This is a genomic window from Enterovibrio norvegicus DSM 15893 (assembly GCF_900115495.1).
Taxonomy (GTDB): Bacteria; Pseudomonadota; Gammaproteobacteria; order Enterobacterales; family Vibrionaceae; genus Enterovibrio; species Enterovibrio norvegicus.
The window spans coordinates 40,717-65,085 of sequence record NZ_FOWR01000016.1; the positions used below are offsets into that span (position 1 = coordinate 40,717).

The 24,369-nt window shown below is 49.1% G+C and carries 22 protein-coding genes; 8 read left to right on the forward strand and 14 right to left on the reverse strand.

What is annotated here, in order from left to right:
* The first annotated feature begins 4 nt into the window (after nucleotides 1-4).
* From lptB to mgtE, 7 genes are all read left to right on the forward strand, one after another.
* Nucleotides 5-730, forward strand: coding sequence for an LPS export ABC transporter ATP-binding protein (lptB, locus tag BM082_RS11925; protein ID WP_017008144.1), 726 nt, complete (start codon nucleotides 5-7; stop codon nucleotides 728-730).
* Nucleotides 731-805: 75 nt separating this feature from the next.
* Complete coding sequence (locus tag BM082_RS11930; protein ID WP_074927041.1) at nucleotides 806-2,299, forward strand: RNA polymerase factor sigma-54; 1,494 nt, start codon at nucleotides 806-808, stop codon at nucleotides 2,297-2,299.
* A 27-nt stretch (nucleotides 2,300-2,326) separates the two neighbouring features.
* Entirely contained in the window at nucleotides 2,327-2,614 is a 288-nt protein-coding gene (gene hpf / locus BM082_RS11935; protein ID WP_017008142.1) for a ribosome hibernation promoting factor, read from the forward strand.
* A gap of 2 nt (nucleotides 2,615-2,616) precedes the next feature.
* Nucleotides 2,617-3,063, forward strand: coding sequence for a PTS IIA-like nitrogen regulatory protein PtsN (gene ptsN, locus BM082_RS11940; RefSeq protein WP_074927043.1), 447 nt, complete (start codon nucleotides 2,617-2,619; stop codon nucleotides 3,061-3,063).
* 21 nt (nucleotides 3,064-3,084) lie between these two features.
* Complete coding sequence (gene rapZ / locus BM082_RS11945) at nucleotides 3,085-3,936, forward strand: RNase adapter RapZ (protein WP_017008140.1); 852 nt, start codon at nucleotides 3,085-3,087, stop codon at nucleotides 3,934-3,936.
* Nucleotides 3,933-4,208: an HPr family phosphocarrier protein gene (locus BM082_RS11950; RefSeq protein ID WP_017008139.1), complete on the forward strand. Its 276-nt coding sequence runs from the start codon at nucleotides 3,933-3,935 to the stop codon at nucleotides 4,206-4,208. Before rapZ ends, BM082_RS11950 begins: the two co-directional genes overlap by 4 nt.
* A 126-nt stretch (nucleotides 4,209-4,334) precedes the next feature.
* Nucleotides 4,335-5,702 (forward strand): magnesium transporter, encoded by a 1,368-nt coding sequence (gene mgtE / locus BM082_RS11955; protein WP_017016854.1) that lies wholly within the window; start codon nucleotides 4,335-4,337, stop codon nucleotides 5,700-5,702.
* Nucleotides 5,703-5,924: 222 nt separating this feature from the next.
* Here the strand turns inward: mgtE and pmbA are convergent, their stop codons facing one another.
* Nucleotides 5,925-7,265, reverse strand: coding sequence for a metalloprotease PmbA (gene pmbA, locus BM082_RS11960; protein ID WP_017016853.1), 1,341 nt, complete (start codon nucleotides 7,263-7,265; stop codon nucleotides 5,925-5,927).
* Between the two features lie 133 nt (nucleotides 7,266-7,398).
* Between pmbA and yjgA the strand changes: the two genes are divergently transcribed.
* Nucleotides 7,399-7,926, forward strand: coding sequence for a ribosome biogenesis factor YjgA (yjgA, locus tag BM082_RS11965; protein WP_017008136.1), 528 nt, complete (start codon nucleotides 7,399-7,401; stop codon nucleotides 7,924-7,926).
* Nucleotides 7,927-8,109: 183 nt separating this feature from the next.
* Here the strand turns inward: yjgA and tldD are convergent, their stop codons facing one another.
* From tldD to BM082_RS12030, 13 genes are all read right to left on the reverse strand, one after another.
* Nucleotides 8,110-9,555: a metalloprotease TldD gene (gene tldD / locus BM082_RS11970; protein WP_017008135.1), complete on the reverse strand. Its 1,446-nt coding sequence runs from the start codon at nucleotides 9,553-9,555 to the stop codon at nucleotides 8,110-8,112.
* A gap of 89 nt (nucleotides 9,556-9,644) precedes the next feature.
* A complete protein-coding gene (locus tag BM082_RS11975) occupies nucleotides 9,645-10,463 on the reverse strand; it encodes a carbon-nitrogen hydrolase family protein (RefSeq protein WP_074927045.1) in 819 nt (272 codons plus the stop codon).
* Nucleotides 10,463-14,380: a YhdP family protein gene (locus tag BM082_RS11980; RefSeq protein ID WP_074927047.1), complete on the reverse strand. Its 3,918-nt coding sequence runs from the start codon at nucleotides 14,378-14,380 to the stop codon at nucleotides 10,463-10,465. Before BM082_RS11980 ends, BM082_RS11975 begins: the two co-directional genes overlap by 1 nt.
* A 16-nt stretch (nucleotides 14,381-14,396) precedes the next feature.
* Complete coding sequence (rng, locus tag BM082_RS11985; protein ID WP_017008132.1) at nucleotides 14,397-15,866, reverse strand: ribonuclease G; 1,470 nt, start codon at nucleotides 15,864-15,866, stop codon at nucleotides 14,397-14,399.
* Nucleotides 15,863-16,450, reverse strand: a complete 588-nt coding sequence (locus BM082_RS11990) for a Maf family protein (RefSeq protein WP_017008131.1) — start codon at nucleotides 16,448-16,450, stop codon at nucleotides 15,863-15,865. The genes rng and BM082_RS11990 overlap by 4 nt, the downstream gene beginning before the upstream one ends.
* Before the next feature lie 12 nt (nucleotides 16,451-16,462).
* The gene (gene mreD / locus BM082_RS11995) at nucleotides 16,463-16,951 is read right to left on the reverse strand and encodes a rod shape-determining protein MreD (protein ID WP_017008130.1); all 489 of its coding nucleotides are present in this window, start codon (nucleotides 16,949-16,951) and stop codon (nucleotides 16,463-16,465) included.
* Nucleotides 16,944-17,882 (reverse strand): rod shape-determining protein MreC, encoded by a 939-nt coding sequence (gene mreC, locus BM082_RS12000; RefSeq protein WP_017016849.1) that lies wholly within the window; start codon nucleotides 17,880-17,882, stop codon nucleotides 16,944-16,946. The genes mreD and mreC overlap by 8 nt, the downstream gene beginning before the upstream one ends.
* 41 nt (nucleotides 17,883-17,923) lie before the next feature.
* On the reverse strand, nucleotides 17,924-18,967 hold the full coding sequence (mreB, locus tag BM082_RS12005; protein WP_002537278.1) for a rod shape-determining protein MreB: 1,044 nt from the start codon (nucleotides 18,965-18,967) through the stop codon (nucleotides 17,924-17,926).
* A gap of 116 nt (nucleotides 18,968-19,083) precedes the next feature.
* A complete protein-coding gene (locus BM082_RS12010; protein WP_074927049.1) occupies nucleotides 19,084-22,119 on the reverse strand; it encodes a DUF6701 domain-containing protein in 3,036 nt (1,011 codons plus the stop codon).
* The gene (locus BM082_RS12015; RefSeq protein WP_074927051.1) at nucleotides 22,116-22,556 is read right to left on the reverse strand and encodes an MSHA biogenesis protein MshP; all 441 of its coding nucleotides are present in this window, start codon (nucleotides 22,554-22,556) and stop codon (nucleotides 22,116-22,118) included. The genes BM082_RS12010 and BM082_RS12015 overlap by 4 nt, the downstream gene beginning before the upstream one ends.
* Nucleotides 22,546-23,289, reverse strand: a complete 744-nt coding sequence (locus tag BM082_RS12020) for a PilW family protein (RefSeq protein ID WP_017016846.1) — start codon at nucleotides 23,287-23,289, stop codon at nucleotides 22,546-22,548. Before BM082_RS12020 ends, BM082_RS12015 begins: the two co-directional genes overlap by 11 nt.
* Nucleotides 23,289-23,915, reverse strand: coding sequence for a type IV pilus modification PilV family protein (locus BM082_RS12025; protein WP_074927053.1), 627 nt, complete (start codon nucleotides 23,913-23,915; stop codon nucleotides 23,289-23,291). Before BM082_RS12025 ends, BM082_RS12020 begins: the two co-directional genes overlap by 1 nt.
* A complete protein-coding gene (locus BM082_RS12030) occupies nucleotides 23,902-24,366 on the reverse strand; it encodes a type II secretion system protein (RefSeq protein ID WP_074927055.1) in 465 nt (154 codons plus the stop codon). Before BM082_RS12030 ends, BM082_RS12025 begins: the two co-directional genes overlap by 14 nt.
* Nucleotides 24,367-24,369: the final 3 nt, after the last annotated feature.

Genomic DNA, 24,369 nt, shown 5'->3' on the forward strand with positions numbered 1-24,369 from the left:
CTTCATGGCCATACTTACCGCTAAGAACCTCGCGAAAAGCTATAACGGACGCAAAGTCGTTACCGACGTTAGCCTTGAAGTTAAATCCGGCGAAATCGTTGGATTGCTTGGCCCAAACGGAGCGGGGAAAACCACCTCTTTCTATATGATTGTGGGCTTGGTCGCACGCGACGAAGGCTCAATTCACATTGATGATACCGACATCAGTATTCAACCCATGCACAATCGTTCTCGTATGGGTATTGGCTATTTACCGCAAGAAGCGTCTATCTTTCGTAAGCTGAGTGTTTACGACAATTTAATGGCGGTTTTGCAGACGCGTTCAGAAATGACCAAAGAAGAGCGTCAGGATAAAGCGGAAGACTTGCTCGAAGAGTTTAACATTCAGCACATTAGAAACAGCATGGGTATGGCACTCTCTGGTGGTGAACGTCGCCGCGTCGAGATTGCTCGAGCGCTGGCCGCGAACCCTAAGTTCATCTTGCTTGATGAACCGTTTGCCGGTGTTGACCCGATTTCCGTTATCGACATTAAAAAGATCATTGAGCATCTTCGCGATCGTGGTTTGGGTGTGTTAATTACCGATCACAACGTACGTGAGACACTGAGTGTGTGTGAACACGCCTATATTGTGAGTCAGGGACATTTGATTGCTCATGGCACGCCTGATGAAGTCCTTAACGATGAACATGTAAAACGTGTCTATCTTGGCGACCAGTTCAGGCTATAGTTAAAAGTAACGGTTGGCGAATCGTTACAACAACAAGCACTGATAATTTAAAATAGGAAAGGTGCCAGAATAACTATGAAACCCTCGCTTCAGCTCAAGCTTGGCCAACAACTTGCAATGACGCCGCAACTGCAACAGGCAATTCGTCTGCTGCAGCTTTCGACGTTAGATCTGCAACAAGAGATTCAGGAAGCGCTTGAAGCAAACCCTCTCCTTGAACAAGACGAATTGGGTGATAATGCATCAGACAGCGACACATCTGATGATTATGACAATAACGAGCAGGTCAGTGCTTCCGCTGATAGCGATGACAACTTAAATCGTGAGGACAGCCTCGATAGTTCAGACGCCCTCGGCCAGAAAGAAATGCCCGACGATCTTCCTGTCGATACCACGTGGGATGATATGTACAGCGCCAACACAGGCAGCACAGGCATTTCGCTCGGTGACGACATTCCGGTTTATCAAGGTGAGACAACCGAAACACTCCAAGACTACCTAAACTGGCAAGTGCAATTAACCCCGTTTACCGAGGTGGATCTTGCAATTGCTACCGCCATCATCGATGCCGTCGATGACAAAGGCTACCTTACCGTTACCGCTGAAGACATCCTTGAAAGCCTTGGCGCTGAAGACGAAGAAGTTGAGCTTGATGAAGTTGAAGCCGTACTCAAACGGGTTCAACAGTTCGATCCGCTAGGCGTTGCATCTCGATCACTTCAAGAGTGCTTGTTGATCCAATTGGCCTCTTTTGCTGAAGACACGCCATGGCTGACCGAAGCAAAAGCCGTGCTAAAAGCACACATGGATCTTCTTGCGAACCGCGATTACCGTCAGATCATGAAAGAAAGCAAACTTCGCGAGCCTGAACTCAAAGAAGTGATGCAGTTAATCCACAGCCTTGAACCACGCCCTGGCAATCTGATCGTCACCAACGAGGCTGAGTATGTCATTCCCGACGTGTCCGTGTTCAAAGATCGCGGAAAATGGGTCGTACAAATCAACCCAGATAGCGTGCCAAGACTGAAGGTAAACCAACAATATGCCGCGCTGACCAAAAGCGGGTGCAGCGCCGCCGATAGCCAATTTATTCGCAGTCATCTACAAGATGCAAAATGGCTGATCAAAAGCTTAGAAAGCCGCAATGAAACCCTGTTGAAGGTTGCACGTTGTATCGTTGAACATCAGCAAGATTTCTTTGAGTACGGCGAAGAGGCGATGAAGCCAATGGTGCTTAACGACATCGCACTCGCAGTGGAAATGCATGAATCCACCATCTCTCGGGTCACCACCCAAAAATACATGCATACCCCAAGGGGTATCTTTGAGTTGAAATACTTCTTTTCTAGTCATGTCAGTACTGACAATGGCGGCGAATGTAGCTCTACGGCAATTCGTGCGCTGGTCAAAAAGTTGGTTGCCGCCGAAAATCAGGCTAAACCACTCAGCGACAGCAAAATTGCCACACTGCTGGCGGAACAAGGTATCCAAGTAGCACGTCGAACGATTGCAAAATATCGTGAGTCTCTTGGTATCGCACCGTCAAATCAGCGCAAGCGCCTTATCTAGGCGTCTCTACAAAGAAGGAAGATGTTTATGCAAATAAATCTCACCGGTCACCACGTCGAGATCACCGAATCCCTCCGAGAGTATGTGATGCAAAAGTTTGATAAGCTTGAGCGCTTTTTTGAGCATATTAACAACGTCCATGTCGTGCTTAACGTAGAAAAACTCCAACAAATTGCCGAAGCGACGCTTCATGTCAACAACGGCGAAATTCATGCGAAAGCAGACTCAGAAAACATGTATGCGGCCATTGATTCGCTTACGGATAAGCTGGTTAAACAGCTAAACAAACATAAAGAAAAGATGAATCACCATTAACCATGGAACTTAAAGACGTACTTAAGTTGGACTGCACCAAAAGTGCAGTCCTTTGTTCAAGTAAGAAACGTGCACTTGAATTGATCAGCGAGTTGGCCGGCAACCAATTAGACCAAAACCCGCAAAAACTGTTCGAGTGTATCCTAAGCAGGGAAAAGCTAGGGAGTACGGGCATAGGGAATGGAATCGCCATTCCCCATGGCCGTATATTCAATAGTGACCAAGCTGTCGGCGTGTTTATTCAGTGTGCAGAGCCTATCGAGTTCGACGCCATTGATAACCAACCTGTTGACCTCTTGTTCGCACTGCTCGTTCCGGATGAACAATGCAAAGAGCACCTCAAAACGCTGTCTTTGATTGCGCAGAAGCTTGGCGACAAGCAACTGTGTAAACGTATGCGTAATGCCAGCTCTGACCAAGAACTCTTCGACATCATTACTGGTGAATAGCGAGACAGGGATCCCAGCACCATGCAGTTGAAAATCGTAAGTGGCCGTTCAGGCTCGGGAAAATCTGTCGCACTTCGCGTACTTGAAGACTTAGGCTATTACTGTGTCGATAACCTTCCCGTGAATCTACTCCCACAGTTCGTGAATGCACAAACGGATGATAGCTCCAACATCGCCGTGAGTATTGATATCCGCAACATGCCTGCTGATCCTGATGAAATAGCCCAAACACTGGCAAAGCTTCCTGCTGACCTTGATGTTGATATCTTTTTCTTAGATGCAGACGACAAAGAGCTCGTTAAGCGCTTTAGCGAAACACGTCGCCTACACCCACTGAGCAGAGATAACTTATCGCTCGAACAAGCCATCGAAAAAGAAAAGCTTCTACTAACACCACTTAAAGAACGCGCAGATAAAGTGATCAACACGTCAAAGCATTCTGTGCATGACTTGAGCGAAGCTGTACGTTCCTTGGTATTAGGGAGAACCAGTCGCGATTTGGTGATGGTGTTTGAATCCTTCGGGTTTAAACATGGACTCCCATCTGATGCTGACTACGTTTTCGATGTGCGTTTTCTACCCAACCCTCACTGGGAGCCATCGTTAAGGCCACTAACCGGTCTTGATGAACCCGTAAAAATGTTCCTCGCTGCCGAGCAAGACGTCGCGATGCTCATTGCCCAAATCAAAAGTTTCCTCGAATCTTGGCTGCCTGCCCTAGAAAAAAACAACCGCAGTTACCTGACCGTGGCCATTGGCTGTACAGGTGGACAACACCGCTCTGTGTATATCGCACAGTTCTTGGCAGACTACTTCAAGGCAAATGGACAGCAAGTGCAAATCAGACACAGAACACTTGAGGGGAAAGTATGACGCAGTGCAGTAAGGAAGTGTTGATCAGAAATCGCCTTGGTCTACATGCACGTGCAGCGGTGAAACTCGTGGAACTGGCGCAAAGTTTCGATGCAGAAGTCACCATATCCAAAGCAGAACAGGCAGTTACCGCTGACAGCGTGATGGCGATTTTGTTGCTTGATTCTAGCCAAGGTGAACAAATCACGGTATCGGCACTCGGCCCTGAGGCACAAAAAGCACTTGGCGCAGTGACGGCATTGATTGAAGCAGGCTTTGACGAGGAAAACTAACCTCGTCCTATTCCCTACACACCAGCCCACTCGCTCTCATTTCAACACAGATTTGGCAAAGACAGTCTTACGAGATTGCGTTAATATTCATTTCATTGCGCCAACCGCCGTAAACCGGACAATTCCATGGCAGAGAATTACGAAGTAGAACAGTCTAATCAAACGCATCAAACGTTGCAGGAAGTTAGCCGTGCAATCGACAACGGTATGTTTGTCCATGTCCGACGTATGCTCGAAGACATGGAGCCGGAAGACATTGCACACCTGCTCGAAGCGTCTCCTCCAAAGAGCCGTCTGGTTCTCTGGCAATTAACCGATCCCGAAGAACAAGGTGAAATCCTCGAAGAGCTTTCGGAAGATGTCAAAGATGGCATCATGGTGCGCATGCAGCCAGAGCAATTGGCCGCCGCAACCGAAGGCATGGACACCGACGACGTCGCTTACCTGCTTCGAAGCCTTCCCAATCACGTGTCTCAAGACGTTCTTGCGCAGATGGATACGCAAGATCGTGATCGCGTAGAACAAGCACTCGCGTACCCTGAAGATACCGCCGGCGGTATGATGAATACCGACGTGGTCACCATCCGCTCCGACGTTACCGTCGACGTGGTACTGCGTTACCTGCGTATGAGAGGCGAACTCCCTGAAGCAACCGATGCCTTGTATGTGGTGGATGAGAATAGCCGCCTAATAGGCTCTCTACCGATTACTACGCTGCTAACGACACAACCCGACACCGAAGTGCTCGATGTCATGGAAGACTCGGATGAAGCCATCCCTGTCGACATGGACGATGGCGAAATCGCGAGCTTGTTCGAACGTCGTAACTGGGTATCCGCACCGGTTGTTGATGAGCAACACCAGCTCGTTGGTCGTATCACTATCGATGACGTCGTTGATATCATCCGTGAAGATGCCGAACACTCCATGATGAGCATGGCGGGTTTGGACGATGAAGAAGACACTTTTGCGCCCGTTTTAAAATCGGCGCGTAGCCGTAGCATTTGGCTGGGGGCCAACGTCCTCGCCGCATTGGCTGCAGCATCTGTCTCCAACCTGTTTGAAAATACCCTTGAGCAAATGGCCGCCATTGCAGTGCTCATGACCATCGTACCGTCGATGGGTGGCGTTGCGGGTAACCAAACCGTCGCGTTGGTTATTCGTGGTTTGGCGGTTGGTCACATCGGTGATTCCAATACCCGCTGGCTATTAACCAAAGAAGCGTTAGTGGGTCTGCTCAATGGCGTTATTTGGGCATGTATCATTGGTGGTGTTGTCGTGCTTTGGAAGGGCAACTGGATACTCGGAGGCATCATCGCCGCCGCCATGATGGCAAACCTTATCATCGCAGGTGTCGCGGGTGTCACCGTGCCCATCATGCTCAAGAAGATGAAAATCGACCCCGCCCTCGCAGGCGGCATGGCACTGACCACCATCACCGACATGGTCGGCCTCTCGGTCTTCCTCGGCCTCGCCACCTTATTCTTGGTATAACAAATTATCCAGATAGCAAAAAGCCAGACGCAAGTCTGGCTTTTTTGTGTCTTTAATATCGTCAGATATTAAGGCGTTAGCTCTATAACGCCCGAATAACGCTAAAGCTTTAACGTTACAGCTAGGCGGCAATTGAATACGTCTTCATGAGCTTAGTAGGCTAAGTGATTGAAGCGGATGAAAGCAGCCAACAACGCTGTAGCGTTAAAGATGACGCGTTATTTATTCGCCGCCGATTTTCATCGACTCAATTAATATCGACCCCGTCTGAATCTGACTACGCAGCTCAGTGTCCGACCCTACCGCAACGATTTGCTTGTACATGTCAGCCAGGTTACCGGCGATGGTAATCTCCGTCACTGGGTATTGGATTTCACCGTTTTCAACCCAGAAGCCTGCGGCGCCACGTGAGTAATCACCGGTTACGATGTTCACGCCTTGACCCATGAGCTCTGTTACCAACAAGCCTGTGCCAAGCTCTTTCAGCATTTGCTCGAAGTTTTGACCGGTGTTGCCCACGAACCAATTGTGGATCCCCCCAGCATGACCCGTTGGCTGCATACCCAATTTACGGGCTGCATAGCTGGTCGCAAGGTAGGTTTGTAGTTCACCGTTTTTGATGATGTCGAGATCGCGGGTAAACATGCCTTCGCTATCAAACGGCGCACTCGCCATGCCTTTTAGGATATGTGGGCGTTCATACACTTCAAACCATTCCGGCAAGATTTGATGACCCAGCTTATCCAATAGGAAAGACGATTTACGGTACAAACTCGAGCCGCTAATCCCCATAACAAGGTGGCCAAGCAAGCCCGTGGCAACATCTGCCGCGAACATCACAGGTGCGTGGCAAGTCGCAACGCGACGCGGTTCCATACGAGAAATGGTGCGCTCTGCCGCTTCAATACCCACTCTTTCAGGGGTCCAAAGGTCAAGTTTGTCGCGCGCAGAGGTATAGCTATAATCGCGCTCCATCCCTTTGCTGTCTTCGGCAATCACACTGCAACTGATGCTATGACGGCTCGACGCATAGCTGCCTAGCATGCCATGGCTGTTACCGTATACACGCACACCGTAGTGGCTGTCGTAGCTTGCACCATCACTGAATTTGATGCGTTTGTCGTGCTCCAAGGCTGCACGCTCGGCGGCGATCGCTTTCTCTGCCGCATGATCAGGCTCTGGCTCATCAGGGTAGAACAAATCAAGATCAGGGTAGTCATACGCCATCAACTCAGCAGGCGCTGGGCCAGAAAAAGGATCTTCGGACGTGTAGTTAGCAATATCCAATGCAGCCGCAACAGTTTGCGCGATCGCTTCTTCTGAAAGATCAGAGGTTGACGCGCTGCCTTTACGTTGACCGCGATACACAGTAATACCCAACGCACCATCGCTATTGAACTCAACGCTTTCCACTTCGCACATGCGTGTTGCCACACTGATACCCGTGGTTTTCGTGATCGCCACTTCAGCAGCATCTGCTTTCTTACCTGCTAGCTCCAATGCGCGACTCACTGCAGCTTCAAGTTCTGTGCGTTGCTGAGCAACCTGTTGTTTCACGTCCATAAAGTCTTAGATAAATGTATGTTGTTTGTAAGCATACCACTCGTAGCGAAGACAATGCTTAAAAAACACCAGCAAAATTCGACATTCTTGATAAGATACGCTGATCAAGTAAGTGACAACCTCGGGAAAGATTATGGGCCGTAAAAATAAACGTGAGCCTTGGGAAGAGGAAGAAGAAATCATCTGGGTAAGTCGTTCCGAGATGAAACGCGATATGGAAGCGCTACAAGCACTCGGCACTAAGCTGATTGAACTTAAACCTTCTGTATTGGAAAAATTCCCTCTGACAGAAGATCTTCGCATTGCGATCTCAGATGCGCAGCGTTTTGAAAAAGAAGCGCGCCGCCGTCAACTTCAGTTGATTGGTAAGCTCATGCGTCATGTTGATGCAGAAGCCATCCAAGCAGCGTTGGACAAGCTGAACAATAAACACGGTCAGCAATCCATCGAACTACTGAAATTGGAAAAGCAACGCGATCGCCTGATCGTGGAAGGTGACAAGATGATCAACGAGATCGTCGACAAACACCCTGCTGCTGATCGCCAAAAGCTACGCCAACTTGTTCGCCAAGCGAAGAAAGATCAAGAAAGCAATAAACCGTCTAAAGCCGCTAAAGAACTGTTCCAGATTCTAAAAGCGCTAAAAGCAGAAGACGAGTAATTCGACGCTTGCTGTCAGAAACGCAAAAAGCCAGACCTCGGTCTGGCTTTTTTGTACTGGGTACTGGGTACTGGGTACTGGGTACTGCAACGATTCTTTGAAGATAGGAAGCACTATCAAGCTTTTGCTTTTTGCCCTTCCCAGCGCCTAGGATCTTCTCTTCCTAGGCTCTGCTCTATCTTCTTATTCCGTTCCACCCACCGTCATCGCATCCAGCTTCAACGTTGGCTGACCAACACCGACGGCAACACTTTGTCCGGCTTTACCACACACACCCACACCACGGTCTAGAGCAAGATCATTACCTACCATCGACACTTGTTGCATGGCTTCAATGCCGCTACCGATCAAGGTTGCGCCTTTCACTGGCGTGGTTACTTTGCCGTTTTCAATCAAGTACGCTTCGCTGGTTGAGAACACAAACTTACCAGACGTAATATCAACCTGGCCGCCACCAAAGTTAGGGGCATACAAGCCATATTCAACGCTGCTAATGATGTCGTCCGGCGTGCTTTCACCCGCGAGCATGTAAGTATTGGTCATACGTGGCATAGGTAAGTGCGCATAGGATTCACGACGACCATTGCCCGTAGGTGCAACGCCCATCAAATGCGCGTTGTGCTTGTCCTGCATGTAGCCTTTCAAGATGCCATTTTCGATCAAGGTATTGTATTGACCTGGCACGCCTTCATCATCGATGTTCAGCGAGCCACGGCGATCTTGAAGCGTACCGTCATCCACAATCGTACATAGCGACGAGGTTACTTGTTGGCCGATTTGACCAGAGAACACAGACGATTCTTTACGGTTAAAATCACCTTCCAGCCCGTGGCCGACCGCTTCGTGCAACAATACGCCCGGCCAACCGGCCCCCAACACCACAGGCATGGTGCCTGCTGGCGCACCTTTGGCGTGAAGGTTCACAAGCGCTTGACGCACCGCTTCATCGGCATAGTTTAAGGCAACGGTTTTTCCATCTTCTTCGGTCAGAAAGTATTGGTAACCGAATCGGCCACCACCACCTGCCGAGCCACGTTCACGACGGCCATCTTTTTCAACCAACACGCTCACAGACAAACGCACCAATGGACGCGTATCGGCCGCATATGTACCGTCAGTTGCAGCGATAAGCACTTGTTCGTACACGCCACTGATACTGACAGACACTTCCTGAATAAGTGGCTCTTTCGCACGAATGTACACATCCACCTCTTTCAACAAAGCAATTTTGTCTTCTTTGCTCATGCTTTGCAGTGGATCCATCGCTTGGTAGATGGTTGGATATTGACGAGTAGCAAAAGCAGACACTTGAAGCTTACCGCCTTTGTCTGCAATACCACGTGCCGCTGTGGCACTTTGCATCAAGGCATCAGCATTGATCTGGTCAGAATACGCGAAACCGGTTTTCTCACCACAAATTGCACGAACACCCACACCACGGTCGATGTTGAAGGAACCGTCTTTAATGATGCTGTCTTCAAGCACCAGTGATTCATGCCAGCATGATTGGAAGTAAACATCACCGTAGTCGATGTTTCTTGCTGCCAAGTGATCAAGTGTTTGGCTGAGTTGACTCTTGCTCATACCCGAGAGGTGAAGCATCGTTTCTTCGACGTGTTCGAGGCTCATTGTGTAATTGCTCTTTTAGCGCTGAAAATGACAAACGTCCCGCGGCAACAGGCCTGTCACCGCGGGACTTATAATAAAATGAGACTGCGCTATTTCAACGCGCATTGCAACCGAGCGTGCTGTAATACCGGCATTTTGGTGCGGATCGCACTGTTGGTTGCCAAATCAATATCAGCCCAAGCGCTGCCGATTTGTTCTTGCAGTTCACTGGCCACTTGACCCCATGGATCGACAATCATCGAATGCCCATAGGTTTCTCGGCCACCTTCATGATATCCACATTGTGCCGCAGCCAATACCCAGCACTGGGTTTCAATGGCTCGTGCTCGCAGTAACACTTCCCAATGCGCACGACCCGTGACTTTGGTGAATGCCGCTGGCACAACAATGATGTCAGCACCACGTTGACGCAACGCCGCGTATAAATGCGGGAAACGAATGTCATAACAAATCGACAGGCCCAATGTTCCAAATGGCGTTTCCACTAGCGCAAGGTTATCACCGGCACGGAAGGTGTCAGATTCTCGGTAACTGCGGTGGTTATCAGCAATATCCACGTCAAACATGTGCAGTTTTTCATAAGACGCACGCAAGTTACCTGCAGCATCATAAACGAGCAATGTCGTGCTCAAGGTACCGTCATGATTGGTGATAGGAAACGATCCAACCACGAGCCAAATCCCCAACTCAAAGGCGAGTTGAGAAAGGCGTTTTTGCAAAGGCCCATGCCCTAGCTCTTCCGCGTATTTCTCGTAATCTTCTTTCTTACCGAACACAATCGCATTTTCTGGTGTAAGAACCAGTCGTGCGCCTTGTGCGCGCAAATGCCTTAGCTGACCTTCAAGAACATCCATATTGTCATCAGCATTCGCACCCGAATTCATCTGTACTACGCCAAATTTGGTCATTAGTTTTTGCTCCCTTGCTGCTCTGATCGCAGGCGCTCTGTGGCCTGCTCTGGTAACGTCACTTCAGCTTTGCGGCGTGAAACTTCCCTGACGACGGGCTCATCGATTGGCCCGGTTACCTGATATCTGACTTGAGTAAACGCATCAACAACTGGCGAGATCACGGTCGTAACTGCGAGTACATAAAGCGCGGTTTGCGGCGTAACTGCAAACGCGGTGAAGACAGGAATGCCGGAGGTGAGATCAGGAATAAAACGGACTTCAGCATTTACCTGATTTTTCGCCAGATTCGCTATCCCTTTTATAAACATATCACCTGCGAGCGCTTTCATCTGGATATTATCCGTGACAACAACGCCATTCGTGATTGACGCACTGCCGCTGATTTCATCAAAAGCCAGTCCATCTTCAAATACGCCCGTAAAATCCAACTGCATTTTTCGCAAAATGGAGTCGAGACTAAACAGACCCAGAAGTTTACCCGCTCCACCAACACCACTGATGTAACCGTCTTCTAGTTTGGTATCTAACATGCCATCCAGGCTGGCAACATTTATCTCCCACGGCACACCATTAAACTCTAATTCCCCTTTGGTGTTAAAGCGGGCATCTTGAATGCCCCCCGTCACCGAGAAGCGTCCCATCAAATCACTGCTGTTTTTACCTTCAACCGTAAATTTAACATGGCTCTGATTCATGCCTTCTGGCGTAAAACGCCAATCACCCATGGCTTTCATACTCAGCGCATTACTGCCTAAAGTGAACTTCGACAGTGTGACTTCATCTTTGTCTTTTAAGAGTTGAGCTTCCACGCGCCCTAAGCGATAACCTTGCAGCCAAAGCTCATCGATCACTAAATCAGTGGCAGGGATTTTCGCCATGATGACGCGATCTTCTTCCGTCACTCGTCCGCTCACGGCCTTTTGAAGTGAAGCGGTAAACGATTCTTTTTTGTTTTCTAAATCAAGGTTGAGGAACAGGTGCTCAATGGATACGGTGAGTAAACGACTGCCATCCCACCATGCATCGCCTGCCAGTTCTTCACTGCCAATCAAAATATGGTAACCGTCGCGTTTTTCTCGCGCGGCAATCGACGCGTTGTTAAAGACCATCTCTCCAGCATGGATCTTGTCAGCTTTGACATTGATGCGCGATGGCGCTGGAAGATCAACAGGCAGTGAATTGTCTTTGCCTTTGTTTTTATCTTCATAGCGCGAAAACACTGAACGCCATGCGTTAACATCGATCGACGGCACATCAACACTGATCGCATTTCCAGCCTGAGGTTTCAGCGCCAATTCACCTTCACCAATCACCATGCGGCTTCGCGTGACTTTGGGAATATCACCCGAAATGTCCACATCCGCTTGGTACTTCAAATTCGGCAGTTCAACTTGACCCACCAAACGCTGGGCATCGCCCGACGCTTTCAAATACCCATGGCTTTTAATGAATGATGATTTACTCAATGGTGCAGGTAAATCAATGCTCATCGCCATCAGATCAGCATCGAGCAACACATCGTAAGTAAAGCCAATGTCTTTGAGTGCAATACCGACGTTTAAATCCCACTCAGACTGGCCTTCGATAAACGACAAATCAGGCAAATCCAACGCCGATTTTAACTTGTCAGCTTCCCACTTTCCGTCGATGTCGATGTTCACGATATAGTTTTCAGATTCCGTTTCGCCTTTGAATCCGAACGTAATCGGTTGTTTGAGCAAGTTAGCGCGAAGCCCTGTTGCCGTCACTTTGTCATTATCAAAGGTGATCTTGCCTCTCACCCTTTCTAAGGTCATTTCAGGACTAACGATCGACACCATGTTCTTGTTAAGCCTGGCGCTTCCCTTCACGTTTACGTCATCGCCATTCAACGGAATTTCGAGGGAAATTGACCCAGCTACCGAGCCGTCCACTTGAACATGGGTCAAGGCGGCGCCGACAGAGTCCACCAGAGGCGTAGCAAGCATGTACTCTCGCAATGTCTCGCCGCTTGCGGCAATGTCTGACGTGATGTAGAGCATGCCGGTATCTTCTGCACTAAGCGACGGTATTTCACCTTTCAGGTTGTAGCCGCGTGCATCCATTAACCCCACGTTGGTCGCGTTGAGATACATGGCATCGTTTTCAAACAACAAGTTCAAATCCAGTTCCGTCAATGTTGGCCATTGCGTATCGAAACTAAACTTGGCTTTACGAAGGGGAACGTCAGCTTGGAACATGCCTTCATGTTCGAGGTAAGGGAACGTCGAAATGCCGCCATACCACAGCAGTTTCGCGTGATCAGCCGTACCGCCACGAATTGCAGCGGAAAGGAAATCGGTTAACTCATCACCCAACGCCAGTGTTGGCAAATAGCGCCAGGTTTCACCCGCATCATTGGCGTTCGCTTCACCATAAAAAGACAGCCACAAGTCGCCCTCTTTGGGAATATCTAGCCTAAACTCGCCCAGCACATTAATGTGAGGCGCACTTACAGACACTTTATCAGACCAAAGCACCACACCTAGGTCATCAAGGTGCCAGTAAAGATTTACATCACCTTGCTGTATATCCAGTGGCGCTTGGAAGAAATCGCCATAAGGCAATTGATCGTCGACCATTGAAAGCGAGGCTTTACCATTAGAGCCGCGCCCCACCACATCAATACCAAGCTTGTGCACTTCAGGCAGGTACGTCCAATGCTGGAAGCCAACATCTGTCAGCGATAATGAATAAGACAGTGGCTGCTCTTTCGCTTGGGCGACACGAATATCTTTGGCCGTTCCTTTTACTGCAAGCGCGGTAATGGCGTTGTCGATATCTTTAGGGATGTCGACCACCTCTCGAAGCGGCAATAACAAAGCCACATCAAGTTCATTGATGTTTGCCGCCCAACCTTGCGGTGAATATATCGCGTTGACCGACAAAGATGGCCAAGGCGCATTCGCGGTTGATACCGAAAAATTTTGGCTCGCAACACGCCATGTCGACGCATCTTGCTTTTCGAGCAGCACTTTACCGCGCTCTATGGTCAGAGATTGGTTTTGTTCTTGCGGGGGCAGATTCCTCGCAGCCAGTTCTGACGGCAAGATTGCTGGCGTATTTGCATGCCAAACCAAATCGCTTTCCGTCAGGTTCAACAAGACGCTTTCTGGCTCGCCTTTTTTCAAGGTAAACCACGCCTCACCACCCACCTTGGCGCTGGCAATAACAATGTTTGGATTGATAAAGCGCTTAATCCAATCTTTCAGGGATAGGTCATCCGCTTTGAGATAGAAGTCGCCATCAAGAGAGGCTAAACCGTTGTGCTCTGAAAACGCGCCACGCACTTCAATAAGGTTAAGTGATGTCCCTTCAACACTCACCACCCCTTGCACATGATGGGTGCCGTTTTTGTTTTCCCACAACAATGAACGCACATCGATGGTTTTGCGCTGTTCAGAAGGAGACAGCACCGTGATGTCAGCATTTTGAATCGAAAAATGCCCGAGCCCAACAAGAAACAGATTCTCTAACCGTTCCGCTAGAGGCTTTGTCTCTTTGCTTTCGCCTTCTGGAAGCTGCGTGACATCTAAAACCAAGCCGTCGATGCTGACATGGGAAAAGGTAGGTTCTCGACGTTTTATGCTCTCAACCACATCGAACTGCATTTCGATGCTGTCTGCGGTTAAGACAGATTGATCGCCATCTGGGGTTGATAAAGAAAGATCGTGCAGAGAAAGTGAGGGAATTAGGTATCGCCAGTGACCTTTTACGGTACTGAAATCGACGTTAAATCCCGTGGCATCACTCGCCCATCGTTGCAGCGGCGCTTTCGCGGTATCTAGGTTTGGAAGAACAATTCGCATAGAAGCCGTGAGCACGGCAGCACTCACGACTAAAACGATCAAGATCCATTTAACAATCAACGCCAAGCGTCGAGCAAAGCTTACCATTTACAGTGTGTTCTCATTACATCATGACGACGTCAAATTGCTCTTGGGTATACAGCGGCTCAACATGGACTTTCACTTGCTTACCAATAAAGACTTCGAGCTCAGCAACAGCATGAGACTCTTCGCCTTCGAGCGCTTCACCGACCGCAGGTGATGCGTACACCACAAACTTGTCAGCATCATACGCACGGTTTACTCGGGTGATTTCACGCAATACTTCGTAGCAAACCGTTTCAATCGTCTTCACGGAGCCGCGGCCTATACACGTAGGACACTGACCACACAGCACATGTTCAATACTTTCCCGTGTGCGCTTACGCGTCATCTCTACCAAACCAAGCTGGGTAAAGCCGTTGATGTTGGTTTTCACACGATCTTTCGATAGCCCCTGCTCTAACGATTGGAGCACGCGCTGGCGGTGCTCATCAGAGTTCATATCGATGAAATCGATGATGATGATGCCGCCCAAGTTGCGAAGACGAAGTTGACGTGCAATGGCGCCGGTCGCTTCCACATTGGTGTTGAAAATGGTTTCTTCGAGATTACGACGGCCAACAAACGCACCCGTATTGATGTCAATGGTGGTCATAGCTTCGGTCTGATCGATGATGAGATAACCGCCAGACTTCAACTCCACTTTACGGTCGAGTGAACGCTGGATTTCGTTCTCAGTATCAAACATATCGAAAATAGGCTTATCACCGGTGTAAAGCTCAAGTTTGTCATTCAGTTCAGGGACAAACTCTTCAGTGAACTCACTGATTGCATCAAGCGTTGCTCGTGAATCGACGCGAATCAGCTTCAACTCCGTGCCAACAAAGTCACGCAATATACGCTGCGCCAAGCCTAGCTCACCGTAAAGCATCGATTTTGAAGGGCGTTTGCTGCGACGCTCCAACACCTTGTTCCAAAGGCGCTTTAAGAACGCGGCATCGTGTGCCATTTCCAGATCCGATGCACCTTCTGCAGCGGTACGGATAATGAACCCGCCCAAATCGTCGCAATAATCAGAGACAATGCGCTTTAAACGCTCACGCTCTTCTTCGCTTTCAATGCGCTGAGATACACCCACATGGGATGCCCCTGGCATAAAGACCAGATAACGGGAAGGCAACGTGATATCAGTGGTTAGACGCGCGCCTTTCGTGCCCAGCGGGTCTTTCACCACCTGCACAACAATGTCTTGTCCTTGGCGTACCAGTTCAGAAATGTCCCTGACTTGGAATTGCTGCTTTTCGTTTTCAGACACACATTCCGTGTGCGGAACAATGTCTGATGCATGAAGGAAAGCCGCTTTGTCTAAACCAATATCAACAAACGCTGCTTGCATACCTGGCAGCACTCGGCTGACTTTACCTTTATAAATATTGCCAACAATACCGCGTTTGGCTTCGCGCTCGATATGAACTTCCTGAAGGTTTCCACCTTCAATCATCGCAACACGCGTTTCAGTCGGTGTTACGTTAATCAACAACTCTGCATTCATAGCTTTTCACCGCGTAATTTTTTGAATTCGGTCAACAGAGCATCTGTCTCAAATAGGGGGAGGCCGACAACAGCATGGTAGCTGCCATCAATGCGCGTTACGAAGCGCCCGCCTAAGCCTTGAATACCATAGCTTCCCGCTTTATCAGCCGGCTCACCACTTTGCCAATAGGCCGTAATTTCTTCATCACTCAATGCTTTAAACCATACATGAGTTGTGACAAGCGTGGTGAGGGTTTGGTTCCGATCAGCAAAGGTTACCGCCGTCATTACCTGATGTTGCCTATCCGACAATTGGCGCAGCATGCGTCGTGAGTCATCAAGGTTTTGCGGTTTTTCAAGCACAGTACCATCACAGACCACAATGGTGTCAGCACCTAAAACAGGCAAATCCGTTGGCGCAGCGTCTACACCCGCTTTGGCTTTATCAATAGACAAACGGCGGACATAGTCCGCCGCTTCTTCGTGAGGTTGACGTTGTTCTTCAACATCAACACGTAAAATAGAAAACGACACAGAGAGCTGTTCGAGTAGCTCTTTTCTGCGCGGCGAGGCAGAGGCAAGATACACGTGAAGCGCAGACATAAAGGCTCCAGATTACTTAATGGAAAACTGACGACGAACGCGACGCAGTAAAAGGAATAGCCATGGCCACAACAGGAAGTTAAGCACACCGGACCAAAGGATATTGGGGTCGAACTGTACATCCGACACCAAATATTCCGCCCAAAACTCTAACACCTTTCCTGCCAGCGTGAGCAACGACAACAGTGCTGCTTGCTGCCAAAGGGACATATTTCTCAACAACTGGAAGTTGAGCGCGACAATATAAATCAGCACCGACATCATGAGGCCACGCACACCGAGCGTCGACCCCAGCATCAAATCCCAAAGCAACCCCAGCACCAACGCCGTCCCGACGTTCACACGATGTGGTAATGCCAATACCCAGTAAAAGGCCACCAGCAACACCCAAGAAGGACGAAACGGGGCTAACTCACCAGGCCAAGGCGCGGCTTGAAGGATCAGCGCAACAATGAATGACAGCCAAATAAGCGTATGACCGCGCACAGTAGAATTAGCCATTGGTGGTCTCTTGTTGTTCTGTAGCGGCATCAGGGTTCACAGTAGGCGTAGCATCGCCCTCTTGTGCACCTTCAAGGCTTTCGTCATTCGCGGGGGCTTCGTCTTTATCGACATTGGTTGGCCACACCAGCAGCAAATAACGCAAGCGATCAAACTGCACTTCTGGCTTCGCATCCACTTGCGCAAACGGACGACGGTTATCAAAGGAAAACGAACTCACCTTAGCCACCGGATACCCTTCAGGGAAAACACCGCCCAAGCCGGACGTGACTAACATGTCGCCCGGCTCAATGTCAGCGCTGCTTGGAATATTATCGAGCTGAATATTGTCGGTTTGGCCTCGGCCTGCCGCAATTACCCGAACATCGTTACGCACCACTTGCACAGGGATCGCATGCGTCGGATCTGTGATCAGCAATACGCGGCTGTTATGCGCCCCAACATAAGAGACTTGGCCGACGATACCGCGCTCATTTAGCACGGGCTGGCCTTCATACACGCCGTTTGTTCGCCCTTTGTCGATCATGACCTGATGCTTGTAAGGATCAGAGTCAACCGCCATGACTTCCGCCACCATCTTGCGCTCATCACGCACAAACGGAGAGCCGAGTAGCTCGCGAAGACGTTGGTTTTCCTGCTCCATTTGCGTGAACAACAACTGACTGCTTCGAAGCATTAGCACTTCTTCTTTCAGCTTGGTGTTATCAATCAACAATTGCTGATGAGAGGTAAACTGACGGGATACGTTATCCAATAAATCACGCGGCACGTTAGAGGCATACTGCAACGGCGCGACAACGGAATTCAGGAGATAACGAAAGTTGGTGAAAGCACCAAGACGACTATCAGCCAGCATAAGGCTGGCTGATATCAATAGAGCGAAAAACAGGCGTAATTGTAGCGATGGCCCACGGCCAAATATCGGTTTCATTCACTTACAACCTGTTAAACCTGTAAATAGGTGGACGCGAATTAATCTTCGCTGAACAGATCGCCACCGTGCATGTCGATCATCTCAAGCGCTTTACCACCACCACGCGCAACACACGTCAATGGTTCTTCAGCAACAACCACAGGGATGCCGGTTTCTTCAGTCAACAGACGATCAAGATCGCGCAGCAATGCACCACCGCCCGTCAATACCATACCGCGCTCTGAAATATCAGACGCCAATTCTGGTGGACACTGTTCCAGTGCAACCATGACCGCAGAAACGATACCGGTTAGCGGCTCTTGCAGCGCTTCAAGGATTTCGTTTGAGTTCAGGGTAAAGCTACGTGGCACACCTTCAGCAAGGTTACGGCCGCGTACTTCGATCTCACGCACTTCATCACCAGGGTAGGCAGAGCCGATTTCGTGCTTGATACGCTCAGCGGTTGCTTCACCAATCAAGCTACCGTAGTTACGGCGCACATAGTTGATGATTGACTCGTCGAAACGGTCGCCACCAATACGTACAGACGATGAGTAAACCACACCGTTCAGAGAGATAACCGCAACTTCCGTGGTACCACCACCGATATCGACCACCATAGAACCGGTTGCTTCCGACACAGGCAGACCAGCACCGATTGCCGCCGCCATTGGCTCATCAATCAAATACACTTCACGTGCACCTGCACCCAATGCAGATTCACGAATTGCACGACGCTCAACTTGGGTAGAACCACAAGGAACGGCAACCAATACACGTGGGCTTGGTCGCATAAAGCTATGATCGTGAACCGTTTTGATAAAGTGCTGCAGCATTTTCTCGGTCACATAGAAGTCAGCGATAACGCCGTCTTTCATCGGACGGATAGCTGCGATATTGCCTGGGGTACGACCCAACATTTGCTTGGCTTCATGGCCTACAGCAGCAACGCTTTTTGGTGAGCCTGCACGATCTTGGCGAATAGCGACAACGGAAGGTTCATCAAGAACAATGCCCTGTCCTTTAACGTAGATAAGTGTGTTAGCGGTTCCTAGATCGATAGACAGATCATTAGAGAACATGCCACGAAGTTTCTTAAACATAATCTTCGGTTAATCCTGCAAGCGTTAAAATTCTTCAAATTCCGCTAAATGTACCAATGCTGACGGGGCGCGGCAAGGCGATGATCTACAAACCTGAATGAGATCAGTCTTTTTTTTCATTCCCCTGTCAAAGTGATGTTTTTTTCACCTTTAAATATGACGCGATCGCTGCCTCTGTAGAAACCAAATGTTCCTATTGCTGACGGATCTTCATTAAAGCTGTCGCCCTGCCAACGGTATTGCAGCCAAGTTTGACGCAGACCACTTTTTGTTGGCGCACCGAGCTTTTGCCAAAACCGAAATTGTTCACGGTTTGGCCCTTTATCCTGATTTGGCGGAATAACGTGAAAGACAGAAGTACCCTTTTCAACACGTTTCGTTTGAACAACCTCATTCGCGCTGTTTTTTAGCACTATCTGAGCACGGTCAGCTTCGACGGTTGTATCACTAAACAGTACATTTTTTTGAGCAACGCCTGCCTCAGTGGAAATATTGGTCGCGTTATCTCGCGCATTTGTCACGAAGTGAGACCCATTGAAGACTTCGACAGTCACAGGCAGGGTTTGTTCACGCGTTAAATCCTGGGTTTCCGTAAACCCTTCAATACGCATACGGCCGAAGAGGAAGTCGCCTCTGCCGAATTTGGCGCCATCGCTTCCCCCTTTGGGATCTGGCACTTTTTCTACGCACTGAGCAGCGGCGTTTTCATCGCAAAACGTAAATCCCGTTCCATCCCGATCAGGTGATTTAACCCCCACAGCAAAACGTAGCGATTCAAAAGGCCCATCTGGCGACGCGCTCTTTTGCACCATCATGCTTCCATCAATCGCGACCTCACTCGCTCCGCCAGCGCCAGCTTTCCATTGCTGCGCGGCTTGTGAAGGTAATGCGGGATGCGACCACCGAGAGGTCATATCAGACGCATCATGAACCGCCCAGTCTTCAAATGCGGCTTTGTCATTGGCCCCTGAAAACACATGGTAATTTTTAACGGGCTTGTTGTCCGTCGTCATCGCATGGATAACGTAATTGCCACTAAATGGCTGTTCGAGATAGGTAAACCCTTTACTCTCATCATCATAGGCTGGATCAATTCCGGGATTTATTCTCGCACTGAGGCCAAAATGAGACGGGTAGAAACGGCCGACGTCCCGCTGTCCGGGATTAACCGTCATATCGAGATATTTTGATACTAGCTGAGAGCGTATTTTGAAGATCCCAACATCACTGATGTTTAAAGTGGAAAATGGGTATAAACCGTTACTGGTAGCGTCTGTATTGGTTTTGGGTGTGAAACCGTTAAGAGTGGCATCACTGCCTGATACAGGCGTAACAATCCGCGCCACATCATCAAACAGCACCTGCGCTGCTGGCGCGTCTACCGCTTTAAAACTCGGTGTGATGGGACGACTGCAATAAGAATCATCTAACATAACGATGCCGCCATCATTTCTATCACCGCTTTTCCATATCACGGGCTTTAGGGAAGCCGAGAATGCATCTCCTGCCTTACTTAATCTGCCATTGTCTGTGGCTGGGCTTTGCTTACCTGAAAGATCACATATTGCCAGAGTGTATGGGCGAACATGCAATACTGCGTCGCCTTGCAGCTTTTCTGACATCGCTTTGTTTTCCGAGCCTGAGGGTAGGGTCGCCTGACTTTTTCCTGTTGATACTTCCTCCACAGGAATACTCAGAGCGCCAGCATCTGCATATCTCACCGTTACCGCATTATTGGCGCGTCCATCAACGAAGTTGATGTTCAGCGTTTGCTCGCCCGAATTACCATTGATCGTAGGCTTTCTTGGCGCCCCCCCGCTCAAATATGCAGGTTGAAGGTAAGACGCTTCACCAAATTTAAGCGTTTTCGTCCCTTCATAATCAGGTATTGGGGTAGGGTCGCAATCGCCATAAACGGCTTCAATGGAGAGCTTCTCTGGCTTGCCAGCCACCATTTTCAGGGGTGAAGGAGAGAAACGAAACCCACCCGCTTTGAAGGTGTAGTTGCCTTGTTCGGAGGTGAGTTCACCCGTGTCACTGGAGTTAAACGTTGCTTCGACATTAACGGTGCCAATGGCTTTGTTTTGAAGCCAAAGCTCAGTGCTACCCGCTGTCAACGTTACCGATTTATCGGGTCCAATACAGTTACCGTTCTCACTGGTAGCCCAGCACGCGGTGTCTAAGTGGTTGGTTGCTTTGACCGTTAAGTCACCAGAGATATCTGTTTGAATGTCACCTGTGTCGTCAGTGACGTTAAACATAATAGGAATGCGCGAGCATGTGTTAGCGGATGCCAGCTCAGGAGTAATAAATAAATCAAATACTTTTAGAGGCTCATAGAAGATACGTGAACCATCAGTCATCACAATGGATTTTGCTGTTACCGCACCATGAATATGCGCACCGAATACTTTTGTTTGAGTATATCCCGCCAAATAGGCAGAACCGACAGAGTAAATATTTCCTCTTACGACAGAACCAGAACCGAGTTTAATACTGTAGAAGTCTTCCCCCTGCTCTTGTTTGTGCACCCATATAGACAATGCGCTCGACTTGCCGTCTGAATTCATAAATACACCATTCAGAACATTTAATTCATTGATATGTATTTCTGTTTCACCTTCGAGCACCAAATGGACATTTTGATTTAGTGTTAACGTGCCAAAATAGTATTTACCCGGAGCGAGCGTGATCGTAGATTCAGCAAGAATTAATACGGAGACATAGTTCGGATCATTTGGCGTTAAACGGACGTCATCTTGGTATTTTGTCTCATAGTTAGCATTCGCATCGTCCATAGTAAGATCATTTTCACCGTGACCTCTGACCAATGGTTTCAAGCCTTTATCAGCTACCCTTACATCACTCTGAACACATTCAACAGGGGTTAATCCATTAATAGCATTACACTTAACCCCCCATGAGGTATAGACATCCTCAAAGCCAAGCTCGACCTCTGGCGCATTAGGAACAACCACTGTCGCCCCTTCATTAATTTGTATACAACTCGTCTTAACTGCATCCAAACGACAGTTAAACGCGTTGCCTGCAACACTTGGGGCTTGCGCGGGGCCAGGAAAATACTGTGCATTAGATGCTAGGACTTGAACGCTAAAAAGCGTAAAGATAAAGAAAAAAAGTAACCGAATCACAGCGCCAACTCCTTCGCCCAGCTTTCTTGCACTCGCACAACTTGAAGATGCCCACTACCGCACTTGCCTGTGCTCTCAACTCTGTACTGTGCCAATGGCGGTGTACCAACTACCTCACAGGTCACAGACACAGAACATCCTCGTAACCCTCTTGATGAGAATTGTGTGGTTTGGGGCGTCGCATTGCACTCTGCGACTGGTGGGCTATCAATATCCTTAGCAAGGGGAAATAGCTTTGCCATTGCCATCTCTGTGCCACTGTTCGCGGCCAACCAAGCGCGTGTACCGAGCACTTCTCGCGTCGTTGTATCGCTTTGCGACCAAGTAATTTGCATCAAGGCGGCACCGAGTGCGGCTAATCCCGTTATCGCAAATATGGCAATCATCAACATACTGCCTTGCTGACGTTTATAAGAAGAAAAGCGGCTAAGGCGCATTGAGAACCTGCACATGTTGGTTGTAAACAGAGGTTTCACTGGATTGATTAAAACGATAATAAATATTGATCAGGTTGCCGCTAGATAGCGATGTGCCAGCAAGGTCGAAGCGACTGCCTGCCGCAATGTTTTGTGCCAGTGTGATATTTTTGGGCGTCGCACCATCGTTCACACGTCGACGAAGTTCACCCTCACCGAAGCAAAGTGTCACCGAATGATGATAGATATAGATCCGCTTAGACGGTGAAGATGCAGGCCATTCGGCTGCGAGAGGTTTATCAAGTGTTAGGGTGTTTCCTGAGGCAGCAGTAATGGCAAAACTGTTCGATGCACCGCTTATAAGATCTGATGGCTTCATGGGCAAAAAGACCAAACGATCGCTTGTGACCCCACCTTGCCAGTTTGTCTTTTCGGTAGAAAGCGCAACATCCAAGGTGTTCGCGCCCTGTTTTAACTGGTGATACGTGCCTGAGTAACGAATAGGGGTATAGGTTAAACAGGCGCCATCATCCCACACCGTCATGCTATTCGGCACAGCATGACGCAATTCGCGCCCTAGTCGCTCAACCACAAAGCGAGCTTGGGATTGTAACGCTTCACGGTTTTTTGATTCCACATACCCACTGGTGCTGCTTTCGATAAAGCCAAAGATACCGACAGACACAATCGCGAGGATTGTCATGGTGACGATAAGCTCAACCAGCGTAAATCCTGATTGGGACGCTCGTTTCATCAGAAATTGCTCCGATAGGCGGTGAAGTCAAAACGGCCAAACTGTCCGGTATCAACCACCATGTCGATGCGTTTATGAAGCTGGGAATTGTTCGTGCTATCCGTGAAGGTCGAATCGTCATAGGTGACATTGATATCCACCATAAAGCCCAAATAATCATCGGCACTGCCACCAATCAATTCGTGCAAGCTACCTTTATGAAGATCCGTATCAGAACAAATGCTGCTATCTGCCCCCCAACAGCCAATGTAGTCTTCGGTGGCCACAAAGCCGTCTCCTGCAACTAACGTTGGCGTGCAGGCAGGAATGGTGTCGGGTGCTGGAATGCCCAAGGCTTTCACCGCGTCGGCATTTTCATCACAGCGCCATTGGCTGCCGTTAGGGTCGCTATTGCGATCAAATTGTCGCGCCAGCACTTCTGACATCACCGCTTGTCCCAACGCTGCTGCGCGGGCTTCAAAGTGCGGGTTGGCTGATTTGGCGAACATAGGGAATAGGGTTGTGCTGATCAACACCATCGCCACACCAAAGACGACAATGCCGATAACCAGCTCCACCAGCGTGAATCCGCGCTGATGGTGAGAAATAGGGGTTGGATACTTAGAGGTATTTTCAGTCACAGGCATAGAAATAGCCTTCACTGTTTAGGCAAATACTTGCGCGACTCGCGCCTTGCGAAAAGGTTATTTGGCATTCAGAAGATACGCAAATGCGCTTCTTATCCGAATCTATGGGTCGCCCCAACAAATCAAAATGAATCGTTTGTTGTGGTGAGATGCGAACGGATGAGTCCGATAAATCCACCACATCACTGCGGTCTGTATTAAAACCACAGCCAGAAGCGGCACTGCCCCCCATGCGGGAGGCAGCAACGGTCAGGGTATGGCAGCTATCGGAAGGATCTTCCTGCTGCATGGCCCTAAGCTGAACTTGCCGTGCGACAGACAAGCCCGCATCCCGCGCCCCGATCACTGAAAAGGCTTCAGCTCCCGACAAGCGCGGTACGGCAAACACACTAATAATACCGAGGATCACCAAGACGGTGATTAACTCGATCAGGGTGAAGCCTTTACTCATCAA

Bases quoted from the DNA above. Each gene is read 5' to 3' on its own strand.
- mreC (WP_017016849.1), bottom strand. From the start codon at position 17,882: ATGAAACCGATATTTGGCCGTGGGCCATCGCTACAATTACGCCTGTTT.
- BM082_RS11975 (WP_074927045.1), bottom strand. From the start codon at position 10,463: ATGACCAAATTTGGCGTAGTACAGATGAATTCGGGTGCGAATGCTGAT.
- pmbA (WP_017016853.1), bottom strand. From the start codon at position 7,265: ATGGACGTGAAACAACAGGTTGCTCAGCAACGCACAGAACTTGAAGCT.
- rng (WP_017008132.1), bottom strand. From the start codon at position 15,866: ATGAATGCAGAGTTGTTGATTAACGTAACACCGACTGAAACGCGTGTT.
- hpf (WP_017008142.1), top strand. From the start codon at position 2,327: ATGCAAATAAATCTCACCGGTCACCACGTCGAGATCACCGAATCCCTC.
- mreB (WP_002537278.1), bottom strand. From the start codon at position 18,967: ATGTTTAAGAAACTTCGTGGCATGTTCTCTAATGATCTGTCTATCGAT.
- BM082_RS12015 (WP_074927051.1), bottom strand. From the start codon at position 22,556: ATGCGCCTTAGCCGCTTTTCTTCTTATAAACGTCAGCAAGGCAGTATG.
- BM082_RS12020 (WP_017016846.1), bottom strand. From the start codon at position 23,289: ATGAAACGAGCGTCCCAATCAGGATTTACGCTGGTTGAGCTTATCGTC.
- rapZ (WP_017008140.1), top strand. From the start codon at position 3,085: ATGCAGTTGAAAATCGTAAGTGGCCGTTCAGGCTCGGGAAAATCTGTC.
- BM082_RS11990 (WP_017008131.1), bottom strand. From the start codon at position 16,450: ATGTCTGCGCTTCACGTGTATCTTGCCTCTGCCTCGCCGCGCAGAAAA.
- BM082_RS11930 (WP_074927041.1), top strand. From the start codon at position 806: ATGAAACCCTCGCTTCAGCTCAAGCTTGGCCAACAACTTGCAATGACG.
- BM082_RS12025 (WP_074927053.1), bottom strand. From the start codon at position 23,915: ATGCCTGTGACTGAAAATACCTCTAAGTATCCAACCCCTATTTCTCAC.
- tldD (WP_017008135.1), bottom strand. From the start codon at position 9,555: ATGAGCCTCGAACACGTCGAAGAAACGATGCTTCACCTCTCGGGTATG.
- mreD (WP_017008130.1), bottom strand. From the start codon at position 16,951: ATGGCTAATTCTACTGTGCGCGGTCATACGCTTATTTGGCTGTCATTC.
- BM082_RS11950 (WP_017008139.1), top strand. From the start codon at position 3,933: ATGACGCAGTGCAGTAAGGAAGTGTTGATCAGAAATCGCCTTGGTCTA.
- ptsN (WP_074927043.1), top strand. From the start codon at position 2,617: ATGGAACTTAAAGACGTACTTAAGTTGGACTGCACCAAAAGTGCAGTC.
- lptB (WP_017008144.1), top strand. From the start codon at position 5: ATGGCCATACTTACCGCTAAGAACCTCGCGAAAAGCTATAACGGACGC.
- BM082_RS12030 (WP_074927055.1), bottom strand. From the start codon at position 24,366: ATGAGTAAAGGCTTCACCCTGATCGAGTTAATCACCGTCTTGGTGATC.
- mgtE (WP_017016854.1), top strand. From the start codon at position 4,335: ATGGCAGAGAATTACGAAGTAGAACAGTCTAATCAAACGCATCAAACG.
- BM082_RS11980 (WP_074927047.1), bottom strand. From the start codon at position 14,380: ATGGTAAGCTTTGCTCGACGCTTGGCGTTGATTGTTAAATGGATCTTG.
- yjgA (WP_017008136.1), top strand. From the start codon at position 7,399: ATGGGCCGTAAAAATAAACGTGAGCCTTGGGAAGAGGAAGAAGAAATC.